General features: G+C 67.8%; 14 protein-coding genes and 1 rRNA gene. 10 read left to right on the forward strand and 5 right to left on the reverse strand.

Annotated elements, in window-relative coordinates:
- Window position 1 precedes the first annotated feature (1 nt).
- The 3 genes from tsaE to L880_RS0119890 all read left to right on the forward strand — a co-directional run bounded on the left by tsaE (window position 2) and on the right by L880_RS0119890 (window position 2,560).
- Window positions 2-562, forward strand: a complete 561-nt coding sequence (tsaE, locus tag L880_RS0119880) for a tRNA (adenosine(37)-N6)-threonylcarbamoyltransferase complex ATPase subunit type 1 TsaE (protein ID WP_051443450.1) — start codon at window positions 2-4, stop codon at window positions 560-562.
- Complete coding sequence (locus L880_RS0119885; protein WP_043330036.1) at window positions 559-2,085, forward strand: N-acetylmuramoyl-L-alanine amidase; 1,527 nt, start codon at window positions 559-561, stop codon at window positions 2,083-2,085. Before tsaE ends, L880_RS0119885 begins: the two co-directional genes overlap by 4 nt.
- Window positions 2,086-2,299: 214 nt before the next feature.
- Window positions 2,300-2,560, forward strand: a complete 261-nt coding sequence (locus L880_RS0119890; protein WP_051443451.1) for a glycine zipper 2TM domain-containing protein — start codon at window positions 2,300-2,302, stop codon at window positions 2,558-2,560.
- Between the two features lie 43 nt (window positions 2,561-2,603).
- On the opposite strand, the gene L880_RS0119895 is transcribed toward L880_RS0119890, so the two are convergent.
- Window positions 2,604-3,257 (reverse strand): DedA family protein, encoded by a 654-nt coding sequence (locus L880_RS0119895; protein WP_027477167.1) that lies wholly within the window; start codon window positions 3,255-3,257, stop codon window positions 2,604-2,606.
- Between the two features lie 98 nt (window positions 3,258-3,355).
- Here L880_RS0119895 and mutL point away from each other — a divergent pair, with 98 nt between their 5' ends.
- Together mutL and gdhA are read left to right on the forward strand one after the other, a co-directional pair.
- On the forward strand, window positions 3,356-5,344 hold the full coding sequence (mutL, locus tag L880_RS0119900) for a DNA mismatch repair endonuclease MutL (protein ID WP_027477168.1): 1,989 nt from the start codon (window positions 3,356-3,358) through the stop codon (window positions 5,342-5,344).
- A gap of 130 nt (window positions 5,345-5,474) precedes the next feature.
- Window positions 5,475-6,818, forward strand: a complete 1,344-nt coding sequence (gdhA, locus tag L880_RS0119905; protein WP_027477169.1) for an NADP-specific glutamate dehydrogenase — start codon at window positions 5,475-5,477, stop codon at window positions 6,816-6,818.
- Between the two features lie 18 nt (window positions 6,819-6,836).
- On the opposite strand, the gene fdxA is transcribed toward gdhA, so the two are convergent.
- Window positions 6,837-7,166 carry a ferredoxin FdxA gene (fdxA, locus tag L880_RS0119910; protein WP_027477170.1) on the reverse strand — a complete coding sequence of 110 codons (330 nt, stop codon included), beginning with the start codon at window positions 7,164-7,166 and terminating at the stop codon, window positions 6,837-6,839.
- A gap of 211 nt (window positions 7,167-7,377) precedes the next feature.
- Window positions 7,378-8,652: a serine hydrolase domain-containing protein gene (locus L880_RS0119915; protein WP_051443452.1), complete on the reverse strand. Its 1,275-nt coding sequence runs from the start codon at window positions 8,650-8,652 to the stop codon at window positions 7,378-7,380.
- Window positions 8,653-8,898: 246 nt separating this feature from the next.
- Between L880_RS0119915 and L880_RS0119920 the strand changes: the two genes are divergently transcribed.
- The 3 genes from L880_RS0119920 to L880_RS0119930 are packed head-to-tail and all read left to right on the forward strand — an operon-like array spanning window position 8,899 to window position 11,829.
- Window positions 8,899-10,140: a multidrug effflux MFS transporter gene (locus L880_RS0119920; protein ID WP_027477172.1), complete on the forward strand. Its 1,242-nt coding sequence runs from the start codon at window positions 8,899-8,901 to the stop codon at window positions 10,138-10,140.
- Between the two features lie 10 nt (window positions 10,141-10,150).
- Window positions 10,151-11,122 (forward strand): tRNA (adenosine(37)-N6)-dimethylallyltransferase MiaA, encoded by a 972-nt coding sequence (miaA, locus tag L880_RS0119925; protein ID WP_027477173.1) that lies wholly within the window; start codon window positions 10,151-10,153, stop codon window positions 11,120-11,122.
- An 11-nt stretch (window positions 11,123-11,133) separates the two neighbouring features.
- Entirely contained in the window at window positions 11,134-11,829 is a 696-nt protein-coding gene (locus L880_RS0119930; RefSeq protein WP_051443453.1) for an ABC transporter ATP-binding protein, read from the forward strand.
- Between the two features lie 39 nt (window positions 11,830-11,868).
- Here the strand turns inward: L880_RS0119930 and L880_RS0119935 are convergent, their stop codons facing one another.
- Entirely contained in the window at window positions 11,869-12,300 is a 432-nt protein-coding gene (locus tag L880_RS0119935; protein WP_027477175.1) for an Hsp20/alpha crystallin family protein, read from the reverse strand.
- Window positions 12,301-12,498: 198 nt separating this feature from the next.
- On the opposite strand from L880_RS0119935, the gene L880_RS0119940 reads away from it, so the two are divergent.
- On the forward strand, window positions 12,499-15,084 hold the full coding sequence (locus L880_RS0119940) for an FtsX-like permease family protein (protein WP_027477176.1): 2,586 nt from the start codon (window positions 12,499-12,501) through the stop codon (window positions 15,082-15,084).
- Window positions 15,085-15,105: 21 nt separating this feature from the next.
- A complete protein-coding gene (locus L880_RS0119945; RefSeq protein ID WP_027477177.1) occupies window positions 15,106-16,242 on the forward strand; it encodes a lipocalin-like domain-containing protein in 1,137 nt (378 codons plus the stop codon).
- Window positions 16,243-16,375: 133 nt separating this feature from the next.
- Here L880_RS0119945 and rrf read toward each other — a convergent pair.
- A 5S ribosomal RNA gene (gene rrf, locus L880_RS0119950) occupies window positions 16,376-16,488 on the reverse strand.
- Window positions 16,489-16,623: the final 135 nt, after the last annotated feature.

A 16,623-nucleotide genomic window follows, 5' to 3' on the forward strand; every position in this document is an offset into this window, starting at 1 on the left:
CATGTCGCCCCACCCGTCTTCTGCCACGCTGATCTGGAGCCACGAAACCGATACCCAGGCCTTTGCCCGCCGCCTGGCGGCGCTGCCCGGCGTGCGCCAGGCCTTCATCGAACTGCAAGGCGATCTGGGCGCCGGCAAGACCACTTTTGTGCGCCACCTGCTGCGCGAGCTGGGGGTGCAGGGCCGCATCAAAAGCCCGACCTACGCCGTGGTCGAACCCCATGAGGCCCGCCCGGGCCCGGACGGCGAACCGGTGCTGCGCATCTGGCACTTTGACTTCTACCGATTCAACGACCCGCGCGAGTGGGAGGAAGCCGGCTTTCGCGACCTGTTCGCCAGCCCCGGCCTGAAGCTGGCCGAATGGCCCGACAAGGCCCGGGGCATGCTGCCCACGCCCGACCTGGTGCTGCAGTTGCAGGTGTTGGGCCAGGACGGGGCGGGTGATCCCCCCCCGGACGACGAGAACGAAGACGCTGCCGAAGCCCCCCCTGCCCCCCGCCAGGTGGTGCTGACGGCCGCCACCCCGCTGGGCCAGAGCTTGCTGGAGGCCCTGCGCGCATGAGCCACCGCCCAGATCTGAACACCTCCTCTGAAGCCCCTCGGGTGCCCGCCCTGCTGCGCCGGCGCCAGGCCTTGCAGGCCGGTGGCGTGGTGCTGCTGATGGGGCTGACCGAATTGGCCTGGGGCGCCAGCATCGTGGCCGTGCGGGTGTGGCCCGCACCCGACTACACCCGGGTGACCATCGAATCGGACGGGGCCCTAGCCGCGCGCCAGACCTTTGTGGCCAACCCGCCGCGCCTGGCCGTGGACATTGACGGCATCGAGATGAACCCGGCCCTGCGGGAACTGGTGGCCAAGGTCAAAGCCGACGACCCCTTCATCAGCGGCATCCGCGTGGGGCAGTACGCCCCGGGCGTGGTGCGGCTGGTGATCGACCTCAAGCAGCCCGCCCTGCCCCAGGTCTTCACCCTGCCCCCCGTGGCGGCCTACCAGCACCGCCTGGTCTTTGACCTGTACCCCACCGTGGCGGCCGACCCCCTGGAGGCCCTGATCGCCGAGCGCCTGCAGGACAGCCGACAATCCCCCACCCCACCGGCCCCAGCCAACGCCGGGAGCCCCGCCAGCACCGGCATGGCCGGCAAACCCGCGGCCCTGCCTGACCCCTTGGGTGAGTTGATTGCCCAGCGCAACCCCGCCACGGCATCCACCCCAGGCCGCCCAGAGCTCAAACCCAGCCCCAACCTGAGCAGCCCGGGCACAGCCCACAACACAGCACAGGCCCCCGTCAACGTGAGCCCGCCCGCCCCCCCGGTACGCCCCAGCAAACCTGCGGCAGCCGAAAGTGCCGAGGCCCAGGCCACCGACCGCCTGATCATCATCGCGCTGGACCCGGGCCACGGCGGCGAAGACCCGGGCGCCACCGGCCCTTCGGGCACCCGCGAAAAAGACGTGGTGCTGAGCATTGCCCACCTGCTGCGCGAACGCATCAACGCCACCACGGTGAAGGGCAACCCGATGCGCGCCTTCATGACCCGCGACGCAGACTTCTTTGTGCCCCTGCATGTGCGGGTGGACAAGGCCCGGCGCGTGCAGGCCGATCTGTTCGTGAGCATCCACGCCGACGCCTTCATCACCCCGGCGGCCCGCGGCGCCAGCGTGTTCGCGCTGAGCCAGAGCGGTGCCTCCAGCGCGGCAGCCCGCTGGATGGCCGACAAGGAAAACCGGGCCGATCAGGTAGGTGGCCTGAACGTGAAGGTGCAGGACGCCACCGTGCAGCGCGCCCTGCTCGACATGAGCACCACGGCCCAGATCAATGACAGCCTGAAGCTGGGCACCGCCTTGCTCGGTGAGATCAGCGCCGTCGGGCGCCTGCACAAGCCCAAGGTCGAGCAGGCCGGCTTTGCCGTGCTCAAGGCCCCCGACATCCCCAGCGTGCTGGTCGAGACCGCCTTCATCAGCAACCCCGAAGAAGAAGCCCGCCTGCGCAGCCCGGAGTACCAGAACCAGCTGGCGGATGCGGTGATGCGTGGCATCGAGCGCTATTTCTCGCGCAACCCGCCGCTGGCACGCAACCGCAGCGCCTGAGGCCCGCGCCCTGGGGCACGGGTGGTCCGCAGACAAGCCGCTGATTTGGCCTTTGCGACCGAAAAGCCCCAGACTTGAAACATTTGGATGTACTTGAAACCCGGGTCACACATTCCTGCCGAGTTTCAAACAGATTGCGCTGGCTTGGGTTTGTAAAGTCCTGAACAGAGTCTTGGCGGATCCACCGCCCTGCCGACCCGTTCAAAGGAATCCCATGAAAAACCACTCCACCCTGACCGGTGCCAGCCCGGCCCTCTCCGCCCCCCGCAAGCTGACCCTGCTCGCCGTGCTGGCCCTGAGCCTGTCGCTGGGCGCCTGCGCCTCCCGCCCCACCCACCAGCAAGTGGGCACGGTGGCCGGCGCGGTGGTGGGCGGCGCCACCGGCAGTGTGCTGTTCGGCAGCACCCTGGGCACGGTGGCCGGCGCCGCAGCGGGCGCCCTGGCCGGCAACGAGCTCAGCAAGGGCCGGCGCTGAGGCTGGCGGACGCTGCCGGCAGGCAGCGTCTTGCGAAGCAAGTTCAGGCCTGGGCCGTCCCGCCGGAGCGGCGGCCCTTCCAGGCCCCCCACAGGGCCAGCAGGCCCGGCAGCAGGATCATGGCCCAGATGATCTTCTCGAAATGCTGCTTCACCCAGGGCAGGTTGCCGAACAGGTAGCCCAGGGCACACACCCCCACCACCCAGATCACCGCACCCGCCACGTTGTACGCCGTGAAGCGGCGCCGCGTCATGGCCGCCACACCTGCCACAAAGGGGGCGAAGGTGCGGATGAAGGGCATGAAGCGAGCCAGGATCACCGTGATGCCGCCGAAGCGCTCATAAAAGGCGTGGGCCTGGTTGAAGGCTTCGCGGTTGAAGAAGCGCGAGTTCTCCCACTGGAACACCCGGGGGCCGAAATACCGGCCGATCTGGTAATTGCACTGGTCGCCCAGGATGGCGGCCACCACCAGCACCGCGCCGGCCAGCGGCAGGTTCAGCAAACCCGCCCCGCCCATGGCGCCGACGATGAAAAGCAGGGAGTCGCCCGGCAGAAAGGGCATGACCACCAGGCCGGTTTCGACAAACACGATGGCAAACAGCAGCGCATACACCCACAGTCCGTAGTTCTGCACGAAGAATTCGAGGTGTTTGTCGACGTGGACAATGAAGTCGATCAATGAAGCAATGATTTCCATGGGCATCCTTTGGCGCCCGATTATGAAGGCGCAAACCGCCAACTCCGTGACAAGCCCCGCTGAGCACCCATGGCCTGCCGGGCCTCTAGAATCCCGGGGTGAACACCGAGCACCTCCCCCCCTCCCAGCGCCGCCCGATCCGCGAGCTGCCCGATGAACTGATCAGCCAGATCGCCGCGGGTGAAGTGGTCGAACGCCCCGCCTCGGTGGTGCGCGAACTGGTGGACAACGCGCTGGACGCGGGCGCCAGCCAGATCACGGTGCGCCTGCTGGGCGGCGGCGTGCGGCTGATCTCGGTCGAAGACAACGGCATCGGCATCCCGCCCGAAGAGCTGCCGGTGGCCCTGAAGCGCCACGCCACCAGCAAGATCAGCAACCTGCACGACCTGGAATCGGTGGGCACCATGGGGTTTCGCGGCGAGGCCCTGGCCGCCATTGCCTCGGTGTCCGAGATGGCCGTGCTGTCGCGCACCGAGGGCCAGCCCAATGCCTTCATGCTGGACGCCCGCACCGGCGAGCTGAAGCCGGCGGCCCGCGCCACCGGCACCACGGTGGAGGTGAAAGAGCTGTTCTTCTCGACCCCGGCACGGCGCAAATTTCTGAAGACCGACGCCACCGAACTGGCCCACTGCGTGGAATCGGTGCGCCGCCACGCGCTGGCCCGCCCCGAAGTGGGCTTTGCCATCTGGCACGAAGGCAAGCTGGTGGAGCAGTGGCGCGCCTGCCAGGGCCCCGAGGCGCACGACCGGCGCCTGGCCGATGTGCTGGGCGAAGAGTTCCTGACCCAATCGGTGGCGGTGTATTTCAATGTCGGCCCGATCCGGGTGACGGGCCGGGCCGGGGTGCCGGACGCCTCGCGCTCGCGCGCCGATCACCAGTTCTGCTATGTGAACGGACGTTACGTCCGCGACAAAGTTCTGACCCACGCGGCCCGCAGTGCCTACGAAGATGTGCTGCACGGCCAGCGCCAGCCCGTGTATGCGCTGTCGCTGGAGATCGACCCCACCCGGGTCGACGTGAACGTGCACCCGACCAAGATCGAGGTGCGCTTCCGTGAGAGCCGTGAGGTGCACCAGGCGGTGCGCCACGCGGTTGAGAACGCCCTGGCGGCCCCGCGCGCCGCGATGGCCGCCGCGGCCGCTGCGGCCGCCCAGCCGGCTGAGCTGCCTGGCCTGCAGCCAGGCCTCCAAACAGGGGCCGATCCGGCTCCAGGCCAGGCCGGCACGCCCTTCAATGCGCACTGGACCCAGGCCGGCATGGGCTTTCGCCCCGACCCGGTGGGCCACCGCGTGAACGACCTGGCCGCGCTGTGGCAACCCGGTGCCGCCCCGACCAACGGCACCACCCCCCCCTTGTGGGCGGAGTCGGATGGGCGCCAGCCGCCCGCGCAGGCCCTGGGGGTGGGCAACAGCTTCGCCCCGGCGCCGAGCGCCCCCTCGACCTTCAACCAGGCCAGCCTGGCCGCGCAGCCCGTGCCCACGGCCTTGCCCGACACGGCCGACGACTGGCCGCTGGGGCGGGCGATCGCCCAGCTGCAAGGGGTGTACATCCTGGCAGAGAACGCCCACGGCCTGGTGATCGTCGACATGCATGCGGCCCACGAGCGCATCGTGTACGAGCGCCTCAAGACCCAGATCGACGTGGCCCCGCTGGCCAGCCAGCCCTTGCTGATCCCGGCCACCTTTGCCGCCACGCCGCAGGAGGTGGCCACGGCCGAGGAATGCGCCGAGACCCTGGCCACGCTGGGCCTGGAGATCGTGCCCTTCTCGCCCAAGACGCTGGCCGTGCGGGCCGTGCCCAGCACGCTGGCCCAGGGCGATGCGGTGGAGCTGGCGCGCAGCGTGCTGGCCGAACTGAGCCAGCACGACGCCAGCACCGTGGTGCAGCGGGCCCGCAACGAACTGCTGGCGACCATGGCCTGCCACGGCGCCGTGCGCGCCAACCGCCGCCTGACCTTGGACGAGATGAACGGGCTGTTGCGCCAGATGGAAGAGACCGAACGATCCGACCAGTGCAACCACGGGCGCCCCACCTGGCGGCAACTGCCCATGCGCGAGCTGGACGCGCTGTTCCTGCGCGGCCGCTGAGCCCGGCCAGCCGTTCCATGCCGCAGAAATGAGGCCGGGGCGCGGGCTACATTTGGTGACGAACGCCGGGCGACCTGCCCGCAAGATCATCCCCCCTGCCGGTTTGTGTGGCAGGCGAAGGGACCCTTGAATGAAGCACCACGATGCCGCGAGCTTTCTGCAACGGCTGAGCCGCCACAACCCCCACCAACCCGAGTACCTGCAGGCCGTCACCGAGGTGATGGAATGCCTGTGGCCTTTTCTGCAGCAGCACCCGCGCTATGCGGAGCAGGCCCTGCTGGAGCGCCTGGTCGAGCCCGAACGCACGCTGATGTTCAGAGTCTGCTGGGTGGACGACCAGGGCCAGGTGCAGGTCAACCGCGGCTACCGCATCCAGCACAGCATGGCCCTGGGGCCGTACAAGGGCGGGCTGCGCTTTCACCCCTCGGTGAACCTGTCGGTGCTGAAGTTCCTGGCCTTTGAGCAGACCTTCAAGAACGCCCTCACCACCCTGCCCATGGGGGGCGGCAAGGGCGGCTCCGACTTCGACCCCAAGGGGCGCAGCCCCGGTGAGGTGATGCGCTTTTGCCAGGCCTTTGTCAGCGAGCTGTACCGCCACATCGGCGCCGATACCGATGTGCCCGCCGGCGATATCGGCGTGGGCGGGCGCGAGGTGGGCTTCATGGCCGGCATGGTGAAAAAGCTGAGCAACCGCGCCGACTGCGTGTTCACCGGCAAGGGCCTGAGCTTTGGCGGCTCGCTGATGCGCCCCGAGGCCACCGGCTATGGCACGGTGTATTTCGCCGAGGAGATGCTCAACACCCGGGGGCGCTCGTTCGAGGGCCTGCGGGTCAGCGTGTCGGGCTCGGGCAATGTGGCGCAGTACGCGATCGAGAAAGCCATGGCGCTGGGTGCCACGGTGCTGACCGCCTCGGACTCGGGTGGCACGGTGATCGACGAGCAGGGCTTCACCCCCGAGAAGCTGGCCCTGCTCATGGAGATCAAGAACCACCACCGCGGCCGCGTGAGCGACTACGCCGAGCGCATCGGGGCCCGCTTCGAGCCCGACGCCAGGCCCTGGAAGGTGCCGGTGGAGGTGGCCCTGCCCTGCGCCACCCAAAACGAGCTGGACGCCCTGGACGCCGCGGCCCTGATCGCCAACGGGGTGCTGTGCGTGGCCGAAGGCGCCAACATGCCCAGCACCATCGAGGCGGCCAAGGCCTTCGAGGCTACCGGCGTGCTGTACGCCCCGGGCAAGGCCAGCAACGCGGGCGGCGTGGCCACTTCGGGCCTGGAGATGAGCCAGAACGCGGCCCGCCTGAGCTGGCCGCGCGAGGAGGTGGACCTGCGCCTGCGCCAGATCATGAGCGGCATCCACCGCGCCTGCGTGGAGCACGGGCGATATGCCGGCGGCCGCGTCAGCTACCTGACCGGGGCCAATGTGGCGGGCTTTGTGAAGGTGGCCGATGCGATGCTGGCCCAGGGCGTGGTCTGAGCACGCGCCCTGCTCGGGTCAGGCCGGCAGCAGGTGGCGCTTGTCGGCCACCTGGGCCCAGTGCGCGTGCTCGGGCAGCGGGGTGTCGCGCAGGCGGATCGGATTCCAGCCCTCGGCCTTGGCCAGGCGGGCATTGAGGGCCACATAGGGGGCCTGCTCGGGCGTGACCTCGGCGGCATTCACGATGGCCTGCACCGGGCACTGGGGCACACACACCGAGCAGTCGATGCAGCCGTCCGGGTCGATCACCAGAAAATTGGGCCCGGCCACAAAGCAGTCCATCGGGCACACCTCGACGCAGTCGGTGTAACGGCACTGGATACAGGGTTCGGTGACTACGAACGGCATGGGGCCTCCGCATCACAGGCGCCAGGCACCCTGGAAAAATCAGCGTCAGACAAAACAATGGCCCCGCACCCAGGTGCAGGGCCAACAGAAAATCGGGGCGCCACGGCGCTGCCTTTCACGAGTCACGAAAAGCCGCCGCAAAGCCTGCGGCAACGCGCCGATTGTCAGCGAAAGCGGGCCTGTGCCGTGCCACCGCGGCCCATGCCCGGGCTCAACGCACGGCTTTGGCCAGCGCCGCCCAGGCCTTGAGCGTGGTCGGGTGGGTGAAGGCCGCGCCCGCCACCGGGTGGGACGAGAGCTTGACCACCACCATCTCGGCGGCGGGGTTGATGTGGATGAACTGCCCATGCACGCCCGCAGCCTCGTAGGCGCCATCGGCGTTGTGCAGCACCCACCACTGGTTGCGGTAGCTGTAGCCCGGGCGGGCCGCCTGCAGGCCCTGGAACTTGAACTTCTCGCGGTCGCCGCCCCGGGCCGTGTCCTCGATGACGGCCTTGTCCAGAATCTTCTGCCCATTGAAGGTACCGCCCAGGCGCAGCATCTCGCCCACACGGGCCAGGTCGCGGGCGGTGGCGTTCAGGCCGGCACTCTGCAAAGGCGTGCCGACGCTGTCGACCATCACATAGGCGTCTTCTTCCATGCCCAATTTTTGCCAGATGCGCTGGCTCATCAATTCAGCCCAGTGCTGGCCCGCGACGCGCGACACGATCCAGCCCAGCACTTCGGAATGAACGGAACGGTACACAAAGCCTTCGCCATGCTCGCCCTCTTTCTTGAGGGTGGTGAGAAAGTCGTACACCGTGGTGGGGCCCTGGTAGGCTGCCGGACGGGGAAGCAAACCGCTGGCATAGCCAAAACCGAAGATTTCGGTATTGGGGTCGTTGTAGACCTCTCGGAAGCGCACTGCGCCTGTCATGTCCATGACCTGGCGCACCGTCATGTCGCCCCAGGCCGAGCCGGCCAACTCGGGCACATAAGTGGTCACCAAGGCGGCCGGGTCGATCTTGCCTTCCTGGGCGAGTTGAGCGGCCAGCAGCCCGGTGAACGATTTGGTGACCGAAAACAGCAGGTGCGGGGAATGCGGCGTCATCTGGTTGTCGTAGCGCTCGTAGACCACCCGCCCCTTGTGCAGCACTACCAGCGCATCGGTGTAGGTGCTGCGTGCCCATTCATCGATGGTGAGGGCTTGCCCCTTGGCATCTTCGAAGCTCAGTTGCCCCAGGGGACGCGGGTCGGCCGGCAGACTGGAGGCCAGCCCCGATCCACGCCAGATGTTGTGCGTGGGCTGAAGCTCGCGCAGGTGTTGCACCACCCAACGCAATTGGGGGTATTGCGACGTGTTGGCCAAGGTGATGCGCTGAGCGGGCTCGGGCGGAAAAGTGCTCATGAAACCGAGCCGGTCCAGGTTCACACTGTCGGGCGGCGGCAGTTGCGGCGCCTGGGCGACCGCCAGCAAAGGAACACAAAGCGCCATCATCGCCCCCATTCGGGCAGCGCGCATCCAATGGAAAAAATGACATTCGGTCATGAAAAGCCTCCAGACGTACCGATCCAGGGATCGCAGAATTCACAGGGTCAACGAACAACGTTAGCAAATCCTCCCGGTGCCCTAACGCGGTGCCGCGGGTATGTCCTGTCAGGGATACACCTGCCCGATTCCGTCACCCAGGCGACTGACCGGAGCGCCCTCATCCTGACAGGGCCCAGGACGCTTTCTGATACCCTCGACTGGATGTCTGCCACCCGTCCTGCCGCCTCGTCGGCCCTCTCTCAGACCACCCCCATGAGCCCCGGGCTGGTGGTGCTGATCCTGTCGCTGTTGCTGGGTCTGCAACCGGTGACCACCGACCTCTACCTGCCCGCCCTGCCGGCCATGAAGGAGGGCTTTGGCGCCACCATGACCCAAGCCCAGCTGACGCTGTCGGCGCTGTTGCTGGCCTTTGGCTGCTCGCAACTGGCCTGGGGCCCGCTGTCGGACCGGATCGGTCGCCGCCCGGTGCTGCTGATCGGCATGGTGGCCTACACCGTGTCGGCCCTGGGCTGCGCCCTGGCCACCTCGATGGAGGCGCTGATCCTGGGCCGCATGGTGCAAGGTGCGGCCATGGGCGCGGGTGTGATGTGCGCCCGGGCCATCGTGCGCGACCTGTACAAGCCGATAGAGGGCGCGCGGGTCATGTCCAAGGGCCTGTCGGGGCTGGGGGTGATCGCCTGCCTCAGCGCCCCTCTGGGGGGCCTGCTGTCGGACTGGATGGGCTGGCGGGCCGCCATGCTGGCCCTGGCCGTGTTCGGTGCCGCCACCCTGGGGCTGCTGGGCTGGCGCTTCAGCGAAAGCCTGGCCCAGCGCAACCCGCAGGCCACCCAGCCCGGCGTGGTGCTGCGCACCTGGGGGCAGATCCTGCGCCACCCGACCTTCATCACCTTCTCGGTGCTGACCGCCGCCTCGTATGGCGGCCTGTTCACTTTTCTGGCCTCGTCGTCCTTTGTCTTCATCAAGGTGCTGGGGCTGAGCAAGACGGCCTATGGCCTGCTGATGTGCTCGATGTCGTTTGCCTATTTTCTGGGCACCTTCATGTGCCGCTGGATGTTGCCGCGCCTGGGCCTGCGGCGCAGCGTGGCGGTGGCCGGCGGCATGACCCTGCTGGGCGGCACGCTGATGGGCACCCTGGCCCTGGCCGGCGTGCACCAGGGCTGGGCCATCATGCTGCCCTACTACATCTTCATGCTGGCCCACGGGGTGCACCAGCCTTGCGGTCAAAGCGGTGCCGTGGGCCCCTTCCCCCAGGCCGCCGGGGCCGCTTCGGCGCTGAACGGCTTTGGCATGATGTTGGTGGCCTTTGGCATCGGGGCCTGGCTGGGGCAGCACATGGACGGCACGATCTACCCCCTGACCCTGGGCATCTGGTTCTGGAGCGCCTGCATCGCCCTGACCGCCTGGACCCTGGTGCCCAAATATGGCGAACCAGCCGCCACCTGAGACCCCCTGCATGACGACTTCGACCCTTCCCTGCCTGGCCCTGGCGGGCCCGACCGCCTCCGGCAAGACAGCCGCCGCCCTGGCCCTGGCCGCGCACCTGGCCCCCCAGCGCCGCATGGAGATCATCAGCGTGGATTCGGCGCTGGTGTACCGCGGCATGGACATTGGCACAGCCAAGCCCAGCGCGGCCGAACTGGCCCAGGTGCCGCACCACCTGATCGACATCCGTGACCCCTTGCAGGCCTACAGTGCCGCCGAGTTTGCCCACGACGCCAGTGAGCTGGTGCAGGCCATCCGCGCCCGCGGGGCCTTGCCGGTGCTGGTCGGGGGCACGATGCTGTACTTCAAGGCTTTGATGGACGGCCTGGACCCGATGCCGCCCGCCAACCCCGAGGTGCGTGCCGCGCTGGAGGCCGAGGCCGCTGAGCGTGGCTGGCCCGCCCTGCACGCCGACCTGGCGCGTGTGGACCCCGCCACGGCACGGCGGCTGGCGCCCAACGATGCCCAACGCATCCAGCGGGCGCTGGAGGTGTACCGGGTGTCGGGCCAGACGCTGTCGAGCTTTCATGCCGTGCAGCGTGGCGACACGGAGCGGGGTCTGCCCATCGAATTGATCGCGCTGGAACCCCAAGACCGCCAATGGCTGCACCGCCGCATCGAGCAACGCTTTGACGCCATGCTGCAGCAAGGCTTCATCGACGAGGTGTGCCGCCTGCGCGCGCGCGGCGATCTGCACCCGGACCTGCCCTCGATGCGCTGCGTGGGCTACCGCCAGGCCTGGGAGGCCTTGTCCGGCCACGAACCCATGAGCGAGCTGCGCGATCGGGGCATTTTTGCCACGCGCCAACTGGCCAAGCGGCAGCTGACCTGGCTGCGCAGCATGCGGCAACGCCACTCGGTGGCCTGCGACGCGCCGGACGCCCTGCCCCAGGTGCTGGCCCTGGCCGAAGCGCTGCTGCGCCAGAGCGGGCAACTGGGCTGAGAACGCGCACCATGAGCCCCACACGCCCCGCCAGCCCCGCCGCCACCCCGCCCGCCATCTCGGTCCAGGGCCTGGGCAAACACTATGCCGGTGCCCCGGTGTTCGAGCACGTGAGCCTGACCGTCCACCCCGGGGAGTTCGTCGCCATCATCGGCGAATCGGGCGTGGGCAAGTCGACCTTGCTGAACTGCCTGGCCGCGCTGGACCACTGGGACGAAGGCCGCATCGACGTACAGGGCACCGACCTGGCCAGCCTTGACGAGACGGCGCGCGCGCTGTGGCGGCGCCAACAGGTGGGCTTTGTGTTCCAGGCCTTTCATGTGCTGCCCCATCTGGATGTGCGGCAGAACGTAGCCCTGCCCTTGATGCTGCTGGGCCAGAGCGGCCCGGCCGCCCAGGAGCGGGTCTCGGCGATGCTGGCAGCCGTGGGCCTGGCCGGCCTGGGCGAGCGCCTGCCCCAGCAGCTCAGCGGAGGGCAATTGCAGCGCGTGGCCATTGCCCGCGCCCTGGTGCACCGGCCCGGTCTGCTGCTGGCCGATGAACCCACGGGCAACCTGGACCCGCAGACGGCCAGCCAGGTGATGGCGCTGCTGTTGCAGCAGACACGCGAGCATGGCGCGGCCCTGGTGCTGGTCACACACTCCGAAGCCGCGGCAGCCCAGGCCGACCGGGTGCTGCGGCTGACGGCACAGGGCATCGCCACCTGACCCGGCCCCTGGCCAGGGCAGGCTCAGCCCCGTGCCGCATCACTCGATCTTGAGCCGCTGGGCGCTGCTGGCCTGGCGCTTGGGCAAAGTCAGCGTGAGCACCCCATCTTCGTAGCGGGCGCGGGCCTGGCTCACGTCCACCTCGGAGGGCAACTGGAGGCTGCGCGCCACCTGGCCAAAGTACCGCTCGCTGCGCAACACCTTGCCGTCGCGCGTGGCCTGATCCTGTTGCCGCACCTCGGCACTGAGGCTCAGCACCTGGCCTTCGAGGGTGACGTGCAGGTCTTCCTTGGCCACGCCCGGGACCTCGGCATGCACGGTGTAGGCGCCATCGCTCTCGGTCACATCGACCTTGATCTGGGCCGGGCTGGGGAGCTTGTCGCCATGCAGGGGGCGGATGTAGAAACCGGGCGCGGTGTCGCGGAAGAACTCATCCAGCAACAGACCACCCCGTGGAATCAGAGAACTCATGTTGGCACTCCTTCTGGTTGATGACTGTGGCGGGCCCGTGTGGGGCCTCCAAATCAAAAATAGGGTTGACCGCCTGCCACATCAAGGGGGGATGCGGGGCTGAAACCGGGGTCTGACATCGCTGTTTGATCTGTCGCAAAAAGCCTGGGGACCGGGGCCGCCAAAGGGTCTTGTCAGAGCTGTGCACAATGGCGGCACATGCGATTGCCACCCCGCCACCGATCGCCCGTCTGGGCCCTGCTCTGCACCTTTTCCTGGCAGGAATTGCGCCGCCATCCCTGGCGATCCCTGGCGGCCATCATGGCCGTGCTGCTGGGCGTGGCGCTGGCTTTTTCGGTGCACCTGATCAATGCCTCGGCGCTGGACGAGTTCTCGCAAGCGGTGCGTTCGGTCAACGGGCGGGCGGATCTGGAACTGCGCGCAGTGCGGGGGGGCTTCGATGAAGCCCTGTACCCGCGCGTGGTGCAGCAGGGCGGCACGGCCGAGGCCTCGCCGGTGCTGGAACTCAACACCTTGCTGCTCACCGCACAGGCCCCGGCCGGGGTGCCCTTGCGCCTGCTGGGCGTGGACGCGCTGCGGCTGGCGGGTGTGGCGCCCGACCTGATCCCACGGCCCCATGCCGAGGCCGACCGACTGGACATGTTGCGGCCGGGACGCGTGTTCCTCAATGCCGCAGCGCAGGCCCTGGCGCCTGAGGCGACGCAGGTGCAGGTCCAGACCGAGGCCGGACCGGTGTCTTTGCAGGTGGCCGGCACGCTGGCCGTGACAGGCCCGGCCACCGCCGTGATGGACATTGCCGCCGCCCAGGACCTGTTTGACCGGGTGGGCCAGTTGAGCCGCATCGACGTGCGGCTGCAGGCTGGCGTGGACCACGCCAGCTACCTGGCGGCGTTGAAGCTGCCGGCCGATGTGCTGGCCCATGAGCCAGCCGATGCGGGCCAGCAGATCGACCAGTTGTCGCGGGCCTACCGGGTCAACCTGACGGTGTTGGCCCTGGTGGCCTTGTTCACGGGCGCTTTTCTGGTGTTCTCGGTGCTGTCCTTGAGCGTGGCGCGGCGGACACGGCAGTTCGCGCTGCTGGGCGTGCTGGGGCTGCCACCCCGGGAGCGGGCCCGGCTGGTGCTGTATGAGTCACTGCTGCTGGGCGGGCTGGGCAGCGTGCTCGGGCTGGTGGCCGGCACGGCCCTGGCGGCCCTGGCCCTGCGCTGGCTGGGGGGTGACCTTGGCGGCGGCTATTTCACCGGCGTGGCCCCCAGCCTGCGCTGGCGCCCGGCGGCAGCCCTGATTTATGGCGGCCTGGGCGTGGCCGCTGCGTTGGCGGGCGGCTGGTGGCCGGCCCGTGCCGCCGCGGCACTGCCACCGGCCTCATCACTCAAGGGCCTGGGCGACGCACCCTCCACGGGCCAGGGAGGCATGGCGGGCCTGGTGTTGATGGCAATGGCTGGCTTGCTGGCCTTGTCACCGCCCTGGTGGGGCATTCCGGTGGCTGCGTATGTGTCGGTGGCCGCCCTGCTGGTGGGAGGCATCGTGCTCTTGCCCAGTCTGATGGCGGCCATCGATGGCCCCGTGGCCCAGGCACTGCAACGGCACCTCTTGCCCTTGCTGGCCGTGGAACGCGCCCGCCGCATGCGGGGCATGGCCAGCTCGGCCATCAGCGGGGTGGTGGCCAGCCTGAGCCTGGCCGTGGCCTTGACGGTTATGGTCAGCAGTTTCAGGACCTCGGTGATCGAGTGGCTCGACAGGGTGCTGCCCGCCCCGTTGTATGTGCACCTGCAGGGCAGCCAGCAGGCCAGCGACGTGCTGACCTTGCCACAAGACTGGCTGAAGAAAGCCGCCGCCCTGCCCTCGGTGCAGAGCAGCAGCCGCCTGCGGGTGCGCGCGCTGCAGCTGATGCCCGGCCGGCCCAAGGTCACCTTGATTGCCAAAGACCAACTGGACGATTCAAAAGGCCTGCCCCTGCAGGGGCAGGTTCTGGAGACGCCACCGGGTGCGATCGGCCTTTACGTCAGCGAGGCCATGGTCGACCTGTACCAGGCGCGCCCCGGAGAAGACTTCGGCTTGCTGACCAAGGCCTTCCCCCACCGGGACGCAGACAGCACCGCCCCAGCCACCCGCTTCTTCGTGAAGGGCATCTGGCGGGATTACGCGCGCCAAAGCGGCACGGTGGTGATGGACCGCGCCGACTACGAGGCCCTGAGTGGCGACGCGCAAGTGAATGACCTGGCCCTCTGGCCCAAGGCGGGTGTGGCCGAATCGGTGGTGGAGGTGGAATTGCGGGCACTGCCCTCCCACTCGGGCGGCTCCGGTGCCCCACTGGCGCTGGAGGTGGCCTCCTCAGCCGAGATCCGCGAGCGCTCACTGAAGATCTTTGATCGCAGCTTTGCCGTGACCTACTGGCTGCAGGCGGTGGCCATCGGCATCGGTCTGTTCGGTGTGGCCGCCAGTTTCAGCGCCCAGGTGCTGGCCCGTCGCAAAGAGTTCGGCCTGCTGACCCACCTGGGGCTGACCCGCCGGCAGATCCTGGCGGTGGTGGCCGGTGAAGGGCTGGTGTGGACCTGCATCGGGGCCATGGCCGGGCTGCTGTTGGGGCTGGCGGTGGCCGTGCTCCTGGTCAAGGTGGTGAATCCGCAAAGTTTCCACTGGAGCATGGAGTTGCATGCCCCTTGGGCCCGACTGCTGGCCCTGTGCCTGGCCACCGTTGCGGCCGGCACGGTCACCGCCTGGCTGTCCGGGCGGGCGGCAGTCAGTCGAGATGCTGTGAGCGCGGTGCGCGAAGATTGGTAAGCGATGTCGTCCCTGTCACCCATGCCCCCACTGACACTGCTGAAGCGGCGTCAATTCAACGCCTTGGCCTGGAGCCTGATGGGGGCGAGTGTCCCGGTCAGCGCCCAATTGAATGACCCCAAAAACCCGAAAGACCCGCCGCCTGCGCGGACAGCGCTGAAATTTCCGAAAGACTTCGGCAGTCATCCCGAGCAAGCCATCGAATGGTGGTACGTGACGGGCAGCGCCCGATCGGGCCAGAGGGTGTTTGGCTACCAGGTCACCTTCTTCCGGTCCCGTGTGCGGGGCGTGCCCAAGGGGAGATCCGCTTTCGTGCCCGAACAACTGGTGTTTGCCCACGCCGCACTGACCGATGTGCAGGGCAAGCAGCTCTGGCATGACCAGCGCAGTGCCCGTGCCGGCATGGGCCTGGCCGGGGCCAGCACCCAAGACACGGATGTGCACTTGCACCCCTGGTCGTTTCGACGGGTAGCCCACAACAATCCAGCGGACAGCCACTACGAAGCACGGGTTCAGAGCGATGCATTCGAGTTGAACCTCGACTTCAAGCCCAGCCAGGCCCTGCTCCTGCAAGGCCTGGAGGGCTACTCCCAAAAAGGGCCCCAAGCGACCCAATTCAGTCGCTACTACAGCGAGCCCCAGATGAGCGTGCAGGGCCACATCAGCCTTCACGGCCAACGCTTTGTGCTGGATGCGGACACCGAGCACCGCGCCTGGCTGGACCACGAATGGAGCGATGAGCTGATGGCACCAGACGCCCAGGGGTGGGACTGGATGGGCCTCAATTTTCTGGATGGATCCGCCCTCATGGCCTTCCGGATGCGTGACCGTGGCGGCAAGGCGCTGTGGGATGCCAGCACCTGGCGCGATGCCAACGGCAAGCAAACCATCACGACGCCAGGCCAGGTGCAGTTGATTCCTGGCCGGCGCTGGCGAAGTCCGAAGACCCAGGCGGAGTACCCCATCGAATGGAAATTGGTGCTGCCCGGACGGGAGTTCGTCGTCAAAGCCGTCATTGAGGACCAGGAACTGGACAGCCGCGCTTCAACAGGGGCCATCTACTGGGAGGGCTTGTGCGAGGTGTTCGACCTGCAAGGGCGGCGGCTGGGCCGAGGCTACGTGGAGCTGACGGGGTACGCTCAGGCGCTGAGGCTGTGAGGAGACAAGTGGGGGAAGTGGGGGAAGTGTGCGGAGGAATTGAATTCTGAGGATGAGGAATTCAATGGGTTTTCGATTCCGCAAAGAAAAAACCCCCGCCAGTTGCCTGGAGGGGGTTTTGAGGGCTGTAAGAGCCTGACGATGACCTACTTTCACACGGGAACCCGCACTATCATCGGCGCGGAGTTGTTTCACTGTCCTGTTCGGGATGGGAAGGAGTGGGACCAACTCGCTATGGTCATCAGGCATAACTTGGTGCTGGGCTGTTGGAGATCAACAGCCTGGCGAATTCATAGAGTTTGGAATCAGTAGCTTTACGCTCAATTTTTTGTATTGCGTCTTGGCATAACCAGACTTTGAATTGGATTCAAAGTTATAGGG

The sequence above is a fragment of the Curvibacter gracilis ATCC BAA-807 genome (assembly GCF_000518645.1).
Taxonomy (GTDB): domain Bacteria; phylum Pseudomonadota; class Gammaproteobacteria; order Burkholderiales; family Burkholderiaceae_C; genus Curvibacter; species Curvibacter gracilis.

Coding starts and splice junctions, on each gene's coding strand:
- tsaE (WP_051443450.1), top strand. CDS start 2: ATGTCGCCCCACCCGTCTTCTGCCACGCTGATCTGGAGCCACGAAACC.
- L880_RS0119885 (WP_043330036.1), top strand. CDS start 559: ATGAGCCACCGCCCAGATCTGAACACCTCCTCTGAAGCCCCTCGGGTG.
- L880_RS0119890 (WP_051443451.1), top strand. CDS start 2,300: ATGAAAAACCACTCCACCCTGACCGGTGCCAGCCCGGCCCTCTCCGCC.
- L880_RS0119895 (WP_027477167.1), bottom strand. CDS start 3,257: ATGGAAATCATTGCTTCATTGATCGACTTCATTGTCCACGTCGACAAA.
- gdhA (WP_027477169.1), top strand. CDS start 5,475: ATGAAGCACCACGATGCCGCGAGCTTTCTGCAACGGCTGAGCCGCCAC.
- fdxA (WP_027477170.1), bottom strand. CDS start 7,166: ATGCCGTTCGTAGTCACCGAACCCTGTATCCAGTGCCGTTACACCGAC.
- L880_RS0119915 (WP_051443452.1), bottom strand. CDS start 8,652: ATGGGGGCGATGATGGCGCTTTGTGTTCCTTTGCTGGCGGTCGCCCAG.
- L880_RS0119920 (WP_027477172.1), top strand. CDS start 8,899: ATGTCTGCCACCCGTCCTGCCGCCTCGTCGGCCCTCTCTCAGACCACC.
- miaA (WP_027477173.1), top strand. CDS start 10,151: ATGACGACTTCGACCCTTCCCTGCCTGGCCCTGGCGGGCCCGACCGCC.
- L880_RS0119930 (WP_051443453.1), top strand. CDS start 11,134: ATGAGCCCCACACGCCCCGCCAGCCCCGCCGCCACCCCGCCCGCCATC.
- L880_RS0119935 (WP_027477175.1), bottom strand. CDS start 12,300: ATGAGTTCTCTGATTCCACGGGGTGGTCTGTTGCTGGATGAGTTCTTC.
- L880_RS0119940 (WP_027477176.1), top strand. CDS start 12,499: ATGCGATTGCCACCCCGCCACCGATCGCCCGTCTGGGCCCTGCTCTGC.
- L880_RS0119945 (WP_027477177.1), top strand. CDS start 15,106: ATGCCCCCACTGACACTGCTGAAGCGGCGTCAATTCAACGCCTTGGCC.